General features: G+C 54.3%; 12 protein-coding genes. 5 read left to right on the top strand and 7 right to left on the bottom strand.

The features are described 5' to 3' along the window. Nucleotides 1–76 precede the first annotated feature (76 nt). Entirely contained in the window at nucleotides 77–2,941 is a 2,865-nt protein-coding gene (locus ACTUJZ_RS12135) for an EAL domain-containing protein (RefSeq protein WP_463636591.1), read from the top strand. An 83-nt stretch (nucleotides 2,942–3,024) separates the two neighbouring features. Next, nucleotides 3,025–3,639, top strand: a complete 615-nt coding sequence (gene ribA / locus ACTUJZ_RS12130; RefSeq protein WP_463636590.1) for a GTP cyclohydrolase II — start codon at nucleotides 3,025–3,027, stop codon at nucleotides 3,637–3,639. 6 nt (nucleotides 3,640–3,645) lie between these two features. Here the strand turns inward: ribA and ACTUJZ_RS12125 are convergent, their stop codons facing one another. After that, nucleotides 3,646–4,500, bottom strand: coding sequence for an ATP-grasp domain-containing protein (locus tag ACTUJZ_RS12125; RefSeq protein ID WP_463636589.1), 855 nt, complete (start codon nucleotides 4,498–4,500; stop codon nucleotides 3,646–3,648). 9 nt (nucleotides 4,501–4,509) lie between these two features. After that, on the bottom strand, nucleotides 4,510–5,028 hold the full coding sequence (locus ACTUJZ_RS12120) for a hypothetical protein (RefSeq protein ID WP_463636588.1): 519 nt from the start codon (nucleotides 5,026–5,028) through the stop codon (nucleotides 4,510–4,512). 102 nt (nucleotides 5,029–5,130) lie between these two features. On the opposite strand from ACTUJZ_RS12120, the gene ACTUJZ_RS12115 reads away from it, so the two are divergent. Further along, on the top strand, nucleotides 5,131–5,994 hold the full coding sequence (locus ACTUJZ_RS12115; RefSeq protein ID WP_463636587.1) for a mechanosensitive ion channel family protein: 864 nt from the start codon (nucleotides 5,131–5,133) through the stop codon (nucleotides 5,992–5,994). Between the two features lie 46 nt (nucleotides 5,995–6,040). Here ACTUJZ_RS12115 and ACTUJZ_RS12110 read toward each other — a convergent pair whose 3' ends face one another. The 4 genes from ACTUJZ_RS12110 to ACTUJZ_RS12095 all read right to left on the bottom strand — a co-directional run bounded on the left by ACTUJZ_RS12110 (nucleotide 6,041) and on the right by ACTUJZ_RS12095 (nucleotide 13,238). Further along, the gene (locus ACTUJZ_RS12110; protein ID WP_463636586.1) at nucleotides 6,041–6,985 is read right to left on the bottom strand and encodes a histone deacetylase family protein; all 945 of its coding nucleotides are present in this window, start codon (nucleotides 6,983–6,985) and stop codon (nucleotides 6,041–6,043) included. Continuing rightward, nucleotides 6,982–8,823: a GNAT family N-acetyltransferase gene (locus ACTUJZ_RS12105; protein ID WP_463636585.1), complete on the bottom strand. Its 1,842-nt coding sequence runs from the start codon at nucleotides 8,821–8,823 to the stop codon at nucleotides 6,982–6,984. Before ACTUJZ_RS12105 ends, ACTUJZ_RS12110 begins: the two co-directional genes overlap by 4 nt. A gap of 138 nt (nucleotides 8,824–8,961) precedes the next feature. Then, complete coding sequence (locus tag ACTUJZ_RS12100) at nucleotides 8,962–12,075, bottom strand: efflux RND transporter permease subunit (RefSeq protein ID WP_463636584.1); 3,114 nt, start codon at nucleotides 12,073–12,075, stop codon at nucleotides 8,962–8,964. Between the two features lie 32 nt (nucleotides 12,076–12,107). After that, nucleotides 12,108–13,238 carry an efflux RND transporter periplasmic adaptor subunit gene (locus ACTUJZ_RS12095; RefSeq protein ID WP_463636583.1) on the bottom strand — a complete coding sequence of 377 codons (1,131 nt, stop codon included), beginning with the start codon at nucleotides 13,236–13,238 and terminating at the stop codon, nucleotides 12,108–12,110. A 105-nt stretch (nucleotides 13,239–13,343) separates the two neighbouring features. On the opposite strand from ACTUJZ_RS12095, the gene ACTUJZ_RS12090 reads away from it, so the two are divergent. After that, on the top strand, nucleotides 13,344–13,964 hold the full coding sequence (locus tag ACTUJZ_RS12090) for a TetR family transcriptional regulator (RefSeq protein WP_463636582.1): 621 nt from the start codon (nucleotides 13,344–13,346) through the stop codon (nucleotides 13,962–13,964). Here the strand turns inward: ACTUJZ_RS12090 and ACTUJZ_RS12085 are convergent. After that, nucleotides 13,961–14,578 carry a DNA-J related domain-containing protein gene (locus tag ACTUJZ_RS12085; RefSeq protein ID WP_463636581.1) on the bottom strand — a complete coding sequence of 206 codons (618 nt, stop codon included), beginning with the start codon at nucleotides 14,576–14,578 and terminating at the stop codon, nucleotides 13,961–13,963. The genes ACTUJZ_RS12090 and ACTUJZ_RS12085 overlap by 4 nt on opposite strands. A 120-nt stretch (nucleotides 14,579–14,698) precedes the next feature. Here ACTUJZ_RS12085 and ACTUJZ_RS12080 point away from each other — a divergent pair, with 120 nt between their 5' ends. Beyond that, nucleotides 14,699–15,418, top strand: coding sequence for a DUF1499 domain-containing protein (locus ACTUJZ_RS12080; RefSeq protein ID WP_463636580.1), 720 nt, complete (start codon nucleotides 14,699–14,701; stop codon nucleotides 15,416–15,418). Nucleotides 15,419–16,409: the final 991 nt, after the last annotated feature.

Raw genomic sequence — 16,409 nt, 5'->3', positions numbered from 1 at the left:
CGCATGCAGCGTGACCCTGCCCTGTTTTGCACAGCCGTACGCCGCCTTACCGGCCTAGCAGCAAAAAGGAATGTATGTGCATAACAATCATGGGGCGGGAGCCACACAACCTATCCGGTCTGGTTTCTGGGTATATCTGCTGAGCATCATCATGCTCAATCTGGCGCTGGTCCCAGCAAGCCAGGCAGCTACCCAGATTACCTTAAATGACAGTTTTACCAGCACAGAGCTGTCGCCCACTCCGCTGACTACCTCGCTGCGCGCGGGGTACCGACAGGTGTTATCCGGCAATGCGCCGGCCCCCGGCGCCGGCCCGGCCCGTCATTGGTATCGCATTAATCTGCAAAATACCGGCTTTGACCGCCAGCAAGTCTACCTGCAAAACCCCCGGCTGATTGCCCAGCCCACCCTGATTTACAAAGTGGATGAGCGCGGCCGCATGGTGGACGTGATCAGCTATAATCACAATGATTACGACCTGCCCAGCCGCCTGCACAGCGGCTTTACCGTGCCGCTGACTCTGGCGCCCACCAGCGCGGTGACCCTGCTCATCGGCGTGGCCGGCGACAAACCCGCTTTTTTCCCGCTGGTGCTCGACTCGCGTCAGCGTTATGAACAAAAAACCCAGCAGCATCTGCTGTTACTGGGCATTGTGGGCGGCGCGCTGATGATGCTGATGGCGTATTTTTTCTTAAGCTATCTGTACCAGAAAACCCCGGCACGCTTTTGGCTGGCTGCCAGTGCCGCCGTGGTGCTGATTTTACTGGCCTGCTCATTAGAGCCGGTCGCCCGCCAACTGCAGTTTATGCATTATGGTCACATTATTCTGCCGATCCTGCTGGCCATTTTGTTGTTCTGCCTGGCCAAATTTGGCCACAGTTTATTTCGCCGCATCCCGCTGGTACTGCGCCTGGCCAATCTGGCGCTGGCTGCGGTACCCGTGGCGCTATTGTTTGTCGGTGAGCAGCAAGGCCTGTGGCTGCTACAGGTGGTGCCTGGCTATGCGTTACTGCAAACCTTGCTGGCCATTGGCTTTCGTGACCGCCGCAATATGGCACTGCACCGGCTGCTGGCGCTGGGCTGGCTGCTATTAAGCCTAAGCTATGTGCTCGCCCTGGGCAGTTACAATCCGCAGCTGGTGGCCTTATTAAGCTCCAACATCACCGCTGCAGCGGCCTTGTTACTGGCCTATTGTACCCTGGCGTTGTGTGTACTGCTGACCGAGCGCGACCAGAGTCGCCAGCAGATCCACACTCATGAGCGCACTATCAGCAGCTTAAATGTGTTTTATGATTTATTCCGTAACTCTGCCGAAGGTCTGTATACCTCGACCTTAGATGGCGAACTGCGCTCCATTAATCCGGCCATGTGTACGGTGTTCGGCTACCCGGATGAAGACACCATGCTAGCCCAGGTGCCTAACACCAAGGGCCTGTATGCTGATCCCAACGACCGCGATTTACTGGTAGGCGAACTGCTGGAGAAAAAGGCCGTGATGGGCCGGGAGTTTCAGGGCCGGCGCGCCGATGGCAGCGAATTCTGGTTTGCCAGCTCGTGCCAGCTGCATACCGAACATGGCCAGACCTTTTTATCCGGCTCGGTCATCGATATCACCAAACGCAAACTGTCAGACCATAGCCTCAACTTTATGGCTTCCCACGATCCGCTGACCGGCGCGGCCAACCGTCAGGAACTGGAAACCCATCTGACCGAGGCCATGGCCGACCAGGAAACCAGCTACCCCGTGCTGTTGCTGCACCTGAACCTTGATCACTTCAAGGTCATCAACGACAGCTGCGGACACAAAGCCGGTGACCGGCTGCTAAAAGAACTGGCGGTGCTCCTATCGCAAAAAATCGGCGAGCGTGGCTTACTGGCACGGCTGGGGGCGGACAGTTTTGGCCTGCTGCTAACCCAGGATACCGTGGCCTCGGCCCAGCGACTGGCGCATAAGCTGCTGGAAGCGGTGGAGGCCTACCGGTTTGTGTGGCAGCAACGGGTGTTTGAGCTGAGCATGAGCATTGGCCTACTCAATGCCAGCGCCCACCAGCATAATGCCGATACCCTGCTGGATATGGCCGCTGCAGCATGCCATGTAGCCAAGCAACAAGGCCGTGGCCAGGTGGCCGAGTATGTGGCCGATAATCCGCAGTTAAAAGCCTACGAGCAAGAGCGCCAATGGGTCCAGCGACTCAATGAAGCGCTGGCTGAAGATGGCTTTACCCTGTACTACCAACACTTTATGCCGTTAAGTAAAACCATTGAAGGCGACTGTTATGAAGTGTTGTTGCGTCTGCGTTTGCCGGATGGTCGGCTGGCCTCCCCGGCCGAATTTATGCCTACTGCCCAGCGCTATAATCTGACCGCCCGCATTGACCGCTGGGTAGCTGAAGCCACCTTTGCCTGGCTCAAACGCAATCCGGAGCGGTTATCGTGCCTGCACAGCTGCAATTTAAACCTGCATAGCCAGTCGGTGGCCGATGCGGATCTGCGGCGCTTTTTGCTTAATGCGTTTCACCAGCACAGTATTCCACACGCCAAAATTTGTTTTGAGATCACCGAAAATACCGCCATGGCGCATCATGACACCAGTGTGGCATTTATTGACGCGCTGACCGAGTCGGGCTGTCGTTTTGCCATTGATGACTTTGGCAGTGGTTTTTCGTCGTACAATTTTGTTAAATCGCTGCCGGTACATAGCCTGAAAATTGATGCCAGTGTGACCCGCAATATGCTGCACGATCCGGTAGATATGGCGATTGTTACCTCTATCCGGGAAATTGCGCTGGCCCGCCAGATACAAACCATCGCCGAATGCGTAGAAGATAAAGCGACCATGGCTCAATTGGGTAAGATGGGGATCGATTTTGCCCAGGGCAATGCTATTGCCGCGCCGGCGCCGTTGGAGGAATTCAAAGCGCTAGGCGGGATGTCGCATTAGTGTTATATTATCACACTAATATTGGATTTTTTGCAGAAAGCCCCCATTGAGGGCTTTCTGTCAGTGACCGGTTAAGAAGTGCTATGACCAGCAAGCAACCCAAATACGAATATGTCAGCTCTGCCCGCCTGCCTACCCGCCATGGCGATTTTCAGATCCACGGCTTTGTGGAAGCCAGCGGCCAGGAGCATGTCGCCCTGTCCTATGGGCAGTGGGCGCCTGGCGATGTGATTCCCATCCGTATTCATTCTGAATGCCTGACCGGCGATGCGCTGTTTTCCACTCGCTGTGACTGTGGCTTTCAGTTAGAAAAAGCCCTGCAAAATATTGTCGAGCGGGGCCAGGGCGTATTGCTGTATTTGCGCCAGGAAGGCCGTGGCATCGGCCTGCTAAATAAAATCCGCGCTTATAATCTACAGGACAGCGGCATGGATACCGTAGAAGCCAACGAACATTTGGGCTTTGATGCCGACCTGCGCAGCTATGATATATGTAAGCTGATGCTCGATACCCTGCAGGTGACCAAAGTTGAGCTGATGACCAACAATCCCAAAAAGTTGGCCGCGCTGAAAAACCTGGGCGTGGACGTAGTATCACGTAAACCCATTGACCATGGCATCACCAAAGACAACAAGCATTATTTAAAAACAAAGACCGAAAAGCTGGGCCATGTGTTTGACCCGCATCTGTTTAAATAACCCAGCCTAGCTGGCCAGCAGTGCATCCACAAAACGGCCTGGCGATGCCGGGTCTAAGTTAAAATACAGCGACGGCTCAATCAGTTCCACTTCCATTAGCTGCCATTGCTGCTGATGCCAGACCACATCAATACGGGCATACAAGGCCGGCTCCGGCAAGGCTGAAAGCACCTGCTCGGCCATCTGCTGCATCGGCTCGCTGGCGGCCAGGCTTTGCAAACGCCCGCCGTGTTCTTCCTGCACCCGAAAATCACCCTGCGCCGGAGTTTTTAAGATGGTGTGGCTGAGCTTACCGCCAAAATAAAACAGTGAGTACTCACCTTGCTCGGTGATGGCCGGCACAAACGGCTGGATGATATGGCTGCGCTGGGCAAACACCTGTTTGAGGCTATCCAGCTGGGCTGGCAGCGTTGCCTGGTCAAGCCAGAAGGTATCATCGGCATTGGCACTGATAGTGGGCTTGATCACCAGTTGCCGGGTAGCAAAATGGTCAAACAAGGCTGGTAACGCACTCACATCCAGCTGCTCACCCCACACACTGGGCACAATGGCCACGCCCTGCGCGGCCAGTGCCTGCAGATAGCGTTTGTCCACATTCCATTGCATCAGCGCCAGGCTGTTGTAGAGACGAGTTTGTTGGTCGATGGTGGCCAGGCAGGCCAAAAAGGCCTCGGGATCCTGCTGATAATCCCAGGTGCTGCGCACCACCACCTTGTCATACTGGCACCAGTCGACCTTGCTGGCGCGCCAGGGGACGGTATCCACCTGCCAGCCGCGTGCCGCAAGGGGCGCTTCCAGCAAGTCGTCGTAAACGCAAAAATCTTCCAGCTTATCGGTGGATAAAAACGCCACGCGCCCCATGCTTACTCCTTACAGCTCAATGACCAGCTGCTGATTGCTAATATGCACAGTGCGCGGCAACTGATTACCCAATAAAGGCAGCTGACTATCGGAAAAATCAAATAACATAATTAGCGGGGCCGGTTGGTTGGTCAGTTGCTTCACCTGGTCAAGCAGCGCTGCATCGCGCCCTAAATTTTGTTCCAGCACATCAAATTTGGTCAGCTGCGGCTTGATCAATTGAATGGTTTTTTCCTCCCGCGAATAGCGCAAGGTACCATCCAATCCGGCCCGGGCCACCAGCTTTTGTTCGCCGCGCTGGGCGGTTAGGGTCACTTCCATGGCCAGCCCGTTGTTGTCTTTGAGCATGATCTGTGGCTGCGTGAACACCGCTTCAATATTGTTAAAGTACTGGGTCTGCGGAAATGCCGCCTGCGCCAGCTCGTTTAAATCGGCTTGCGACAGCCGCATGGTAAAGGCTTGGGCCTGGCCCGCCAGAGCGGTCAGCCAGACCAGCCAGAGAACTGAGAAAAACCGTGGTTGCGCCATTTTGTTCTGCTTCCTATTCATGCTATAACCCACTTTATCACACTTATCACTGCCAGCGGCAAGCTGCCTGCCGGGCCTTTTTACGGACATCGCCCAACCTTTATGTGGGATTCTTTTTCTGCTTTTTTAAAAACCAATCTGTTTACTGTGGCTGACCGGGCTATTTCTGTCGCCGAATTATTGTTGCTTCCGCTATTGGTCATCGGTGGCTGGTGGCTGATTGGCAAGCTGGCCCATCTGGCTACCTTTCGGTTACGCAAAAGCGGCGCCAGTGCCGACACCGTGCATCTGTTTAAACGCATCTTTTATTTTATTGCGCTGGCAGTATTGGTGATCACCACGCTGGAAATTCTTAATGTGCCGCTCACCGCCTTTGCCTTTTTATCCGGGGCCATCGCCATCGGTTTTGGTTTTGGCGCGCAAAACATCATTAATAATTTTATCAGTGGCTGGATCCTGATGTGGGAGCGGCCCATCCGTATTGGCGATTTTTTAGAAGTGGACAATGCCCGCGGCCGGGTGGAAGCCATCAATACCCGCTCCACCCGCATCCGCCGCGTCGATGGCGTACATATGCTGATTCCCAACAGTAAACTGCTGGAAAATACGGTGATCAACTGGACCCTGATTGATTATCTGACCCGCACATCGGTAACCGTGGGTGTGGCCTACGGTTCTGACTGCCAGATGGTGGCTCGGCTTATCAAAGAAGCGGCGGTGGCTCAGAACAATATTTTGCAGGATCCGGAACCGCTGGTGATTTTTGATAATTTTGGCGACAACGCGTTAGTCTTTGAGGTGTTTTTCTGGGTCAACGCCACGGTGGAGCGTGACCTGCGGGTGATCCGCAGTGATTTACGCTTTAGCATCGACCAGGCCTTTCGTAATGCCGAGGTGGTGATTGCCTTCCCGCAGCGCGATGTGCATTTGGATGGCACCCTGCATATCAAGCAGGATCCCCGCTAGGCGGGGGCTTACCGGCACCGCCAGTTACGTAAGCATCGCCAGTTACTTAAGCTCCACCGGTTTCATTGCCATCGCCACTTAAGCCCTTTAGATGGGCTACTACGCTACGGCCCAACGCGCTGGAATCATAGCCGCCCTCCAGGCTGCTGACAATGCGTCCCTGGCAATGGCGGTCGGCCAGCTGCCGCAGTTCATAACTTATCCATTTATAATCATCTTCAGTCAGGCGCAGATGCGCCATGGGATCTTCCGCATGGCCATCAAAGCCGGCGCTGATTAAGATCAGCTGGGGCGCAAATGCTTCCAGCTTATCCAGCCAGGGCGACACCGCTGCCCGAAAGGCATCGCCATCGGCTCCTGCCGGCAAAGGTGCGGTAATGATATTGTCTGCTTGCGGCTCGCAGCCACTATGCGGATACAGCGGATGCTCAAAGGAGGAAAACAGCAGCACTTCGGGCCGCCCTGCCACCAGCTGTTCAGTACCATTGCCGTGGTGCACATCAAAATCCACAATAGCAATGCGCTTCAACTGATATTTGTCGATGGCACGCTGGGCCGCCAGCACAATGTTATTAAACATGCAAAAGCCCATGGCCTGACCATGCTCAGCATGATGACCCGGTGGGCGCACCAGACAAAAGCCCTGACGACCGGGCTCGGCCATTACATAATCTACTGCGGCGCAGCACGCGCCAGCGGCCTGACGGGCAGCTTGCAGGGTATGAGCCATCAGGCCGGTATCTTCATCCAGCCAGTCGATACCGTTTTTCAACTGGCCGCGTTCAAACAGCTGCTGCACATACTCTGCATCATGCACTCGAGCCAGTGCCTGCTGACTGATGGCGGGGGCCTCGGCATGCTGGCATAGCAAATCTACCCCGGAAGCCAGCAGCTGGTCTTCGATGGCATATAGCCGGTCCGGATTTTCCGGATGGGCCGGCCCTAAATCATGTGACAAACATTGGCTGCCACGAAAAATACACAGGCTCACACTTTATCCTCTAACGGTAATACCAGTTCCACTTCGCTGGGGTCATCGCCGCGTCGGCGCGAAAACCCGTGCTGCTCAAAAATCGTGATCATCGGCTTGTTGTCGGCTCGTACAAACGCCAGCATGGCGCTGATCTTGCGCTGCCGGGCTATATCAATCAGGCGTGCCAGTAATCGGCTGGCCATGCCTTTGCCCTGATGAGTTTCACGGGTGACAAACGCGGCTTCGCACACATTGTCCTGCGGGTAATAGTAAAAGCGACCTACCGCATGGATGGCAATGCGTGAGCCATCCTGACGCACGATGCATAAGGCGGCATCGGTGCTTTGGTCCACGCTGACCAGGTTGCAGGATTTTTCCCGCGACATCTGCTTGGGATCATAGTTATAGCGCAACCGCAGGGTTTCTTTGGTATGGGAGTAAAAAAATTCCTGCAGGCGGCGCTCATCTGCCGGGTTCAAGGGCCGAAGATAAAAGGTTTCGCCCTGAATGGCGAGTTTTTGCAGCTGAATGACGCCAAGCTCAGGAATATCAGTGGGGTATTTTTCCTGATAATGCGGCACCCAGTAATGCTGGCGGACCTGCTTCAGCAGCTGCGCACGAAACTTAGGATGGGCCACCCTGATCAGTTCCAGCGCCCGTTCGCGGATACTTTTGCCGCGCAGCGAGGCCACCCCGTATTCGGTAACCACATAGTGCACATTCCCGCGCGAGGTCACCACCCCAGCCCCATCACTGATACTGGGCACGATGCGCGACACGCTCTCGTTTTTGGCGGTGGAGGGTAAAGCGATGATGGGTTTACCGCCTTTGCTAATAGACGCACCAGAAACAAAGTCGACCTGCCCACCAATACCGGAATAAAAATCATGGCCGATGGAGTCGGCCACCACCTGACCGGTCAAATCGACTTCTAACGCGCTGTTAATCGCCACCATATTGTCATTTTTGGCAATGTTGGTGGGCTTGTTCACATAGCTGCTGGCATAAAATTCGATATGCGGATTCTGGTCGATAAAGTCGTACAGTTTTTGTGTGCCAATCGCAAAGCTGGTTACCACCTTGCCTGGGTGAAAGGTTTTGGCCCGATTGGTGACCGCACCGGATTCAATCAGCTCAATGATGCTGTCGGTTAGCATCTCACTGTGGATCCCCAGGTCTTTGTGCTTACACAAATATTTGAGCGTGGCGCTGGGAATTTTACCAATACCAAACTGCAGGGTGGCGCCATCTTCCACCAGCATCGCCACATACTGGCCTATCCGCTCGGCCTGGCTGTCGATAGCCGGAGGCGGTGATTCGCTCAATGGCTCATCGGCTTCGATACAGGCACTAAATTCGCTGATGTGTACATAGGAGTGACCGGCAGTGCGCGGCACATGGCGGTTGATTTGGGCGATAATAAGCCGGGTATGACGTATCGCCGACATGCAGATGTCCACCGAGGCGCCCAGTGAGCAGTAGCCAAATTCATCCGGCGGACTGACATTGATCAGCACGGCATCCAGCGCCAGTGTGCCGTCAGAGAATAAACTGGATATTTCGGATAAAAAACACGGTGTGTAATCGGCGCGGCCTTCATCCACCGCCTGGCGCACCTCCTCACCACCGATAAAAAAGGTGTTTACCTTAAATAGCCGGCGATGTTCAGGCCGCGCCCAGCGGGTATCTCCCAGAGCCAGGCCGTGCACCAATTCAATGTCGCTAAAGCCCTGGCTGTGATCAATAAGATGCTGAACCAGTGCGTAGGGCACCGAAGCATGCCCGCCAACAAATACCCGGCTACCGGATTTAAGCAGGCGCGGCCAGTCGGGTGGATCAGGCAATGTGATATCCATGGGGTTCTCCCGCCACTATGCGTATTCCCCACTATGCCACAAATTGTGGCCGGTGCGAGTACAGTTCGGGGACCTGCCCTTAAGCGATTGGTCTTAGACACCGCTACCTAACCGGCAGCGGTGTTGTGTGTGGCAGGCTTAATCGTTGTGGGTATCGATGGCTTTTTTGCGAAACAGGCTTTCCACAAACACATAAAACATCGGCACAAAGAAGATGGCCAGGAAAGTCGCGGCCAGCATGCCGCCCATTACCGCAATACCGATGGCATTTTGGCTGGTGGCCCCAGCCCCACTGGCGAGCGCCAGCGGCGTGACCCCCAGCACAAAGGCCATGGAGGTCATCAGAATAGGCCGGAAACGCTGCTTGGCTGCGGTGGACACCGCAGTCATCAGATCCACGCCGTGCTCCACCTGTTCTTTGGCAAATTCCACAATCAGGATGGCATTTTTGGCAGCCAGCCCCACAGTGGTTAAAAAGGCCACCTGCAAATACACATCATTCGGCAGGTTGAACAGATAGGCAGCGACCACCGAGCCTAATACGCCCAGGGGCACCACCAACATCACCGCAAAGGGCACCGACCAGCTTTCATACAACGCAGCCAGACATAAAAACACGATCAAAATCGACAGCGCGTACAGCATCGGTGCCTGGGAGCCAGCTTCTTTTTCTTCATAGGAGATCCCCGACCAGGCTAAATCAAAGCCATCGGGTAATTGTTGCACCAGCTTTTGCATCTCGACCATGGCCTGACCGGTGGAGATCCCGGCCGCCGGGTTGCCCTGAATATTTACCGACGAAATCCCATTGAAGCGTTCCAGCTTGGGCGAGCCATATTCCCACTCAAACGAGGAAAAGGCACTGAAGGCCACCATTTCACCTTCGTTATTGCGCACAAACCAGTCGTCCAAATCTTCCGGATCCATCCGGTAGGGCGCGTCGGCCTGCATGTATACCCGCTTGATGCGCCCGTCGTCGATAAAGTCGTTTACGTAGGCAGACCCCCAGGCAATTTGCAGCGACCGGTTTATCTCACTGAGCGACACACCCAGCGCCGAGGCTTTCTCACTGTCGATTTTTATTTCAAACTGCGGTACATCGGATAAGCCGTTAGGGCGCACCCCGGCCAGTTGCGGGTTTTGCGCAGCCATGCCCAACAATTGGTTACGCGCCTCCATCAAGGCTTCGTGACCTCTACTGCCGCGATCCAGCAACTGAAAGCTGAAGCCGGTAGCGTTGCCTAACTCACGGATAGGCGGCGGCAGGATAGGAAAGGCCGAGGCATCCTGCAGCTGGCTGAATTTGCCAAACGCGCGTTCGATGATGGCAAAAGCACTTTGCTTTTCATCCCGCTCATCCCAGTCATTCAGATGCACAAAGCCCATCGCCGCATTTTGCGCCGAGCCGGCAAAGCTAAAGCCCACCACGGTAAACAGATCGTGCACCGCTTCCTTGTTATCCTCTAGGAAAAAATCTTCCACTTCTTTAACCGACTCCAGTGTGCGCTGGGCGGTGGCCCCGGGCGGAGTGCTTAAGATCACCATGATACTGCCCTGGTCTTCGTCAGGTAAAAACGCGCCCGGCAGGCGCATAAAAATCACCACCAGGCCGGCGACCAGCGCGCCGTACACCACCAGGTAACGCTTAAAGCGCCCGGCAATATGGGTTGCAGCCTGCTGATAGCGATCGCGACCTTTATTAAAGTTGCGGTTAAACCAGCCAGCAAAACCGCTGTTTTTATCTTTATTCGGATCGTGCTTTTTCAGCAAGGTGGCGCACAGCGACGGCGATAAGATAATGGCGACCAGTACCGAAAAGGCCATGGCCGACACAATGGTGATTGAAAACTGCCGATAGATAGAGCCTGCCGAACCACTGAAAAACGCCATGGGCACAAACACTGTGGATAACACCGCGGCAATGCCCACCAGAGCACTGGTGATCTGGCGCATGGATTTTTTGGTGGCTTCTTTGGGCGACAGGCCCTCTTCTTCCATGATGCGCTCAACATTTTCCACCACCACGATGGCATCATCCACCAACAAACCGATGGCCAATACCATGGCAAACATGGTCAGCACATTGACGCTAAACCCAAAGGCATAGAGCACCGCAAAGGTACCCAGCAGCACCACTGGCACCGCGATGGTGGGCACCAGGGTGGCGCGCCAGTTTTGTAAAAACAGCAGCATCACCAAGAAGACCAGAATGACGGCTTCAATCAGGGTTTGTACCACGGATTTGATGGATAATTCGATAAAGGGTGACGAGTCCACCGGGTAGACGACTTTGACGCCAGGCGGTAACTGGCCTTTCAACTGTTCGACCCGCTGTTTAACCCGCTCGATGGTATCCAGCGCATTGGCCCCGCTGGCCAGGCTGACCGCCATGCCCGAGGCCGGCTGACGTTTGTAGCGCGTGATATAGCCATAATCCTGCGAGCCCAGTTCAACGCGGGCCACATCTTTTAAGCGCACCTGCGAGCCATCGGTATTCACCCGCAGCACAATATTTTCAAAATCTTCCACCGTTTGCAGCAGCGACTGCGCCTGAATGGTGGCATTGATGGCCTGGCCTTCCACCGCAGGCATGCCGCCAAGCTGACCAGCCGACACATCGGTGTTCTGGGTTTGCACCGCGGCCTGCACATCCACCGGCGTCAGATTAAAGCTGTACAGCTTGTCAGGGTTCAGCCAGATACGCATGGCACGCTGGGCACCAAACACACGCACACTGCCCACGCCGTTAACCCGTGATATCGGATCGCGAAAATCAGACACCAGCAAATCGCTTAACGCAAACTGGCTTTGCTGGCCATCGGAGGAATAAAAGCCGATCACCAGTGCAAAGCTGTCGTTGGATTTAGTGACCGTCACCCCTTGCTGCTGTACCGAGGCGGGCAGCAGCGACACCGCGCGCTGCACTTTATTTTGCGTTTGCACCTGGGCGGTATCCGGGTCGGTGCCCGGCTCAAAGGTCAGGTTAATGGACATACCACCGCTTTGGCTGCTGGAGGAAAAATAACGCAGATTATCGATGCCGTTGAGATTTTGCTCGATAACCTGAGTGACCGAGTTCTCGACACTTTTGGCCGAGGCGCCCGGGTAGGAAGCACTAATCGCCACCGACGGCGGCGCCACCTTGGGATATTGTTCCACCGGGAGGTTTAAAATTGCCAGCATACCGGCCAGCATGGTGATAATTGCCAGCACCCACGCAAACACAGGGCGGTCAATAAAAAAACGAGCCATAAGAAATGATTCCTGCCAGGGTTAAAGGTGGGTTATTGAGCCGGTTGGTATTGCTGCACAGTAACAGTCGCGCCCGGCTGCACTTTTTGGTAGCCGGCCATGATGATACGTTCGTTGGCCTGCACCCCGTCTTTAACCAGATAATTGCTTTGGTAGCTGCGCGAGGCAGTGATCGTGCGGGCTTCGACCTGGTTGTCGGCGTTGACCACATACACCACTATCGAGCCATCAGGCTGACGCATAGTCGCCCGCTTGGGCACCAGCAGGCCTTCCTCTTCGGCGCGGATGACATTGGCCTTTACAAACAGCCCAGGCATCAAAATACTGTCAGGATTGGGTACCACCGCACGCAGGGTGACACTGCCGGTGGTTTCATCCACAGTCACTTCCGAAAATTTGAGCTCGCCGCGCTGCTCGTACACCGCGTTGGTGGAGGCATCCAGCACCACCTCCACCGGCATCGCCCGCTTGCCAGCCATGGCACGGCGCAGATCCACAATGGCTTTGCCGGAATTTTGCATATCCACAAACACCGGATCGAGCTGGGTGATGGTGGCCAGCTCCTGGCTTTGATTAGCGGTCACCAGGGCCCCGACCGTGATATAAGAGCGGCTGATCTGTCCACTGATGGGCGCATACACTTTGGTGTATTCAAGATTGACTTCGGCCAAATCGATAGCCGCCTGGGCTACACTGATTTGCGCTTCGGCCTGTTCGGTCTGGGCGACCACATCGTCGTATTCCTGTTCACTGATTGAATTTTTGGCGAGCAACCCTTCATAGCGCTGCTGTTTGGCGCGCAGGGTTTTGACATTGGCCTCGGCACTTTTTTTGTCGGCCTTGGCGCTGGCCAGTTCAGCTTTGTATCGAGCATCATCGATTTGGTACAACTGCTGGCCCTTTTCGACCACGGCGCCTTCTTCGTATAGGCGCTCGGTGATCACACCGGCCACCTGCGGGCGCACCTGCGACTGACGATACGGGGTCACCCGGCCCGGCAGCGAGAGAATATCCGGCACCTGGGTGGGCGTTAGTGTCATCACTGAGACTGTGGTGGGCGGACGCTGGCCTGACTGCGCTGACGCACTATCTGATGAGTCTGAACAGCCGATTAGACCAAGCAGCACCAAGGTCGCCGCAAATACAAAAAAAAGTTGCTTCATAACAGTTGTGATCCCAAATATGCGCTGGACAAAATATGTATAAACCGATACCGTTTTAAAGATACGTTCTTGTATGTATGCTGTCAAACTACCCAGGATTTAGCCATGCGACGCACTAAAGAAGAAGCGGAACAAACCAAACAAGCCATTCTGAGCGCTGCTGTGGATGTGTTTTCGGAGCATGGTGTAGCCCGGGCAACCCTTGCGCAGGTCGCGCAGGCAGCGGATGTGACCCGTGGCGCTGTATACTGGCACTTTAAGAATAAGATCGAAATTTTCGATGCGCTACATGAGAATTTGCATACCCCCTTTATTCAGCGAATTGTAGAGGGACTGGAAGTTGAACACCCTAATCCTGTCGACCAGCTGCAGTCGATTTGTACCAATTTAATTCTGGCGTTAGACCAGGACCCGCAACTGTGTAAAGCTATCCGCCTGTTTATGTTCAAATGTGACTATGCCGGAGAGCTGGCGCAGTGCAAAGAACGTCACAACAAACAAAAGCTTGAAAAGCTGCGGGCTTTTGAAGCCTATTTCAAAAAAGCCATAGAGAATCACACCCTGCCACCGCAGGCCGATCCACGCATTCTGGCGCTGTCAGTTAACTGCTTTATCCGCGGCCTGGTGGCCGAGTTTATTGAATCGCCGGAAGAATTTAATCTGACCGCGGATGTGCCACCGATGATGGCGTTGTTCTTTAATCAATTGTTGCCGCCCAAGGCTTAAGCCAGGGTGGTCTGCAACACCTGATACGCCCAGCCAATTTGCTGACAAAATGCTGGATCGCCGCCCTTGTCAGGATGGTGCTGATGCTGCAATTCCCGATAACGTTGTTTAAGTGTGCGTCGGCTATCGGGCATGGGTGCTTCCCAGCCAAAAATCTGCCGCGCCTGGCTCAATTGCGTTGGCGCCACCGGCTCCCTGCTGACACCGCTCATGGATGCCCAAAAATTATCGAGGAGTTGGTTGACTTCGTCGAGGCCGGTTTGCTCAAAGTGCGACCAGTCCAGATAATAGGATTGTAACGGATCAGCCTGGGTCAGGCTGGCAATACCGGGCTGCCAGGAGTCCAGCCGAATGCTAGTGGTATGGATAGCCAGCTCCCCGACCTGCTGCGCGCGCCAGAGATTGCGCAGACGGTACAGACAATGAAACAGCACAAAATGAGTCTGAAACAGCGACTGGGGTTCACGCAATACCTGGTCCCCGAATACCGGTTGTGGCGGGCGTTGCAAATGCTGGATCAGCGCAAATTCGCTGGTACCTTCCTTCAACAATGTAATATTGGCTTCCAGCCAGGTGAGGATTTGGTCTATCAACGGGTGGGCTGGCTCACACATTGGCGCTCCTGATTAATAATAAAGAATCATCCGCAGCGGCTGATAACAAAGATAACTTGTCGCTGTTCCGATTAAGTCTTTATAGTGTACTAACTTACAACAATAAACAAAGGAACACCCATGAGACCCATTATTGCTTTGCTTAGCCTAGTCGGCTTTTTGATGGTGGTATTGCCCGGCCCATTGTATCAATTTTTTGGTTTAGATTTAGGCCTGGCCTTTGCCACCATTCGCTATGGGGTCTATGTCGGCGGCGCGGCGCTGATCTTGATAATTTTACAAGTGATAGTGGCCCGTAAGACGGTTCAGTGGGGCAGTACCCTGCTATATACCGTGCTCTCACTGGTAGCGATAATTATGCCGCTAAGTATGATGGGCAAAGCCTCTGCGGTGCCACCAATTCATGACATCACCACCGATGTGACTAATCCACCGAAGTTTGTGGCTATCGCTCCGCTGCGCGAAGCTGCGCCCAATGATATTAACTACGCTGGTGGTGAAATCACCCAACAACAGTTAGAAGCTTATCCGCAGATTAAAACGCAATTATTTGCCAAGCCGGTAGGCGAGGTATATCAGGCAGCTAAAAATGTGGTTGAGGATTTAGGCTGGGAACTGGTTGAAGCCGATGCCTCAAGCAATACAATAGAAGCCACCGACACCACCCTTTGGTTTGGCTTTAAGGATGATGTGGTCATCCGCCTGACCGCCAAACAGGATGACACCCTGGTGGATGTACGCAGCAAATCCCGTGTAGGTAAAAGCGATTTAGGTAAAAATGCCGAACGCATCGACATCTTCTTTACCGAATTACGCAAAGCCACAGATATTGCCAACTAAACCGCGAAGATGTGCTTAAAGGCTAGTCATCCCGACGGACGCCGGGGCTTCCTTGGGGTTGCAGGCATAACTAGCCACGTCCACTTGTTAATAAAAGCACCCTAAGTACTGCAGGAGATCGTGGTTTTCACCGCGATGACGAGGATGTTTGTCATTCCGGCTATAATTTTAGTCGTCCCGGCGCAGGCCGGGACCTCCTTGGGGTTGCAGGCATAACCTGCTACATCCTCTTCTTATTGAAAGCACTCTAAGTTCAGCTCTGCCATCCTGGCAATAGCCGGGATCTCCTTGCGTTTAATAGCATGGCCCGCCAGTCCTCCCATTCTTGACAACACCCTAAGTACAGCTCCGTCATTCCGGCAACAGCCGGGATCTCCTTGCGTTTAATAGCATGGCCCGCCAGTCCTCCCATTCTTGAAAACACCCTAAGTACAGCTCCGTGATTCCGGCAACAGCCGGGATCTCCTTGGGCTACTGCCATGACCAACCCTGTCCTCTTGTTATTTGAGACACCATAAGTATTGAGGGAGATCGCGGTTTTCACCGCGATGACGAGGATATTTTAAACACCCTAAGTACTGTAGGAGATCGCGGCCTGCGCCGCGATGACCGCCCTAATTTGTGGATGAAACTTAGTAGTATAAAGCCAGATAAGCTCTCACATGGGGCTGGGCCCACACTGGGCGATGAGCGGTGAGCGTAGCGAGCGAGGGGTGCCAGTGGCACGCTAACAAACTGGTTTGGAACCAGTTTGAACAGCTTTAGCTGGCCTGCGTAAGCAGGTGAACCACATGGATGTGGTGAATAAAGTGAAGAGCGCGAGGCATGGATGCCGAGCTGGACAATGCACCAGGGATGGGTGAGGCTCCGGTTTGCAACGCAAATTTAAGGTGACTTAACGTCACCTTAAAAGGAACGAACGGGCGTACAGGACGTACGCCCTGGCACTAACTAACATGGATGTTTCCGAATGCATTGACTCAACGACCCG

Source organism: Alteromonas sp. WD8-37, assembly GCF_055326825.1.
This window is presented reverse-complemented; position numbering and strand designations above follow the sequence as displayed.

Bases quoted from the DNA above. Each gene is read 5' to 3' on its own strand.
- ribA (WP_463636590.1), top strand. From the start codon at position 3,025: ATGACCAGCAAGCAACCCAAATACGAATATGTCAGCTCTGCCCGCCTG.
- ACTUJZ_RS12125 (WP_463636589.1), bottom strand. From the start codon at position 4,500: ATGGGGCGCGTGGCGTTTTTATCCACCGATAAGCTGGAAGATTTTTGC.
- ACTUJZ_RS12120 (WP_463636588.1), bottom strand. From the start codon at position 5,028: ATGGCGCAACCACGGTTTTTCTCAGTTCTCTGGCTGGTCTGGCTGACC.
- ACTUJZ_RS12115 (WP_463636587.1), top strand. From the start codon at position 5,131: ATGTGGGATTCTTTTTCTGCTTTTTTAAAAACCAATCTGTTTACTGTG.
- ACTUJZ_RS12105 (WP_463636585.1), bottom strand. From the start codon at position 8,823: ATGGATATCACATTGCCTGATCCACCCGACTGGCCGCGCCTGCTTAAA.
- ACTUJZ_RS12100 (WP_463636584.1), bottom strand. From the start codon at position 12,075: ATGGCTCGTTTTTTTATTGACCGCCCTGTGTTTGCGTGGGTGCTGGCA.
- ACTUJZ_RS12095 (WP_463636583.1), bottom strand. From the start codon at position 13,238: ATGAAGCAACTTTTTTTTGTATTTGCGGCGACCTTGGTGCTGCTTGGT.
- ACTUJZ_RS12090 (WP_463636582.1), top strand. From the start codon at position 13,344: ATGCGACGCACTAAAGAAGAAGCGGAACAAACCAAACAAGCCATTCTG.
- ACTUJZ_RS12085 (WP_463636581.1), bottom strand. From the start codon at position 14,578: ATGTGTGAGCCAGCCCACCCGTTGATAGACCAAATCCTCACCTGGCTG.
- ACTUJZ_RS12080 (WP_463636580.1), top strand. From the start codon at position 14,699: ATGAGACCCATTATTGCTTTGCTTAGCCTAGTCGGCTTTTTGATGGTG.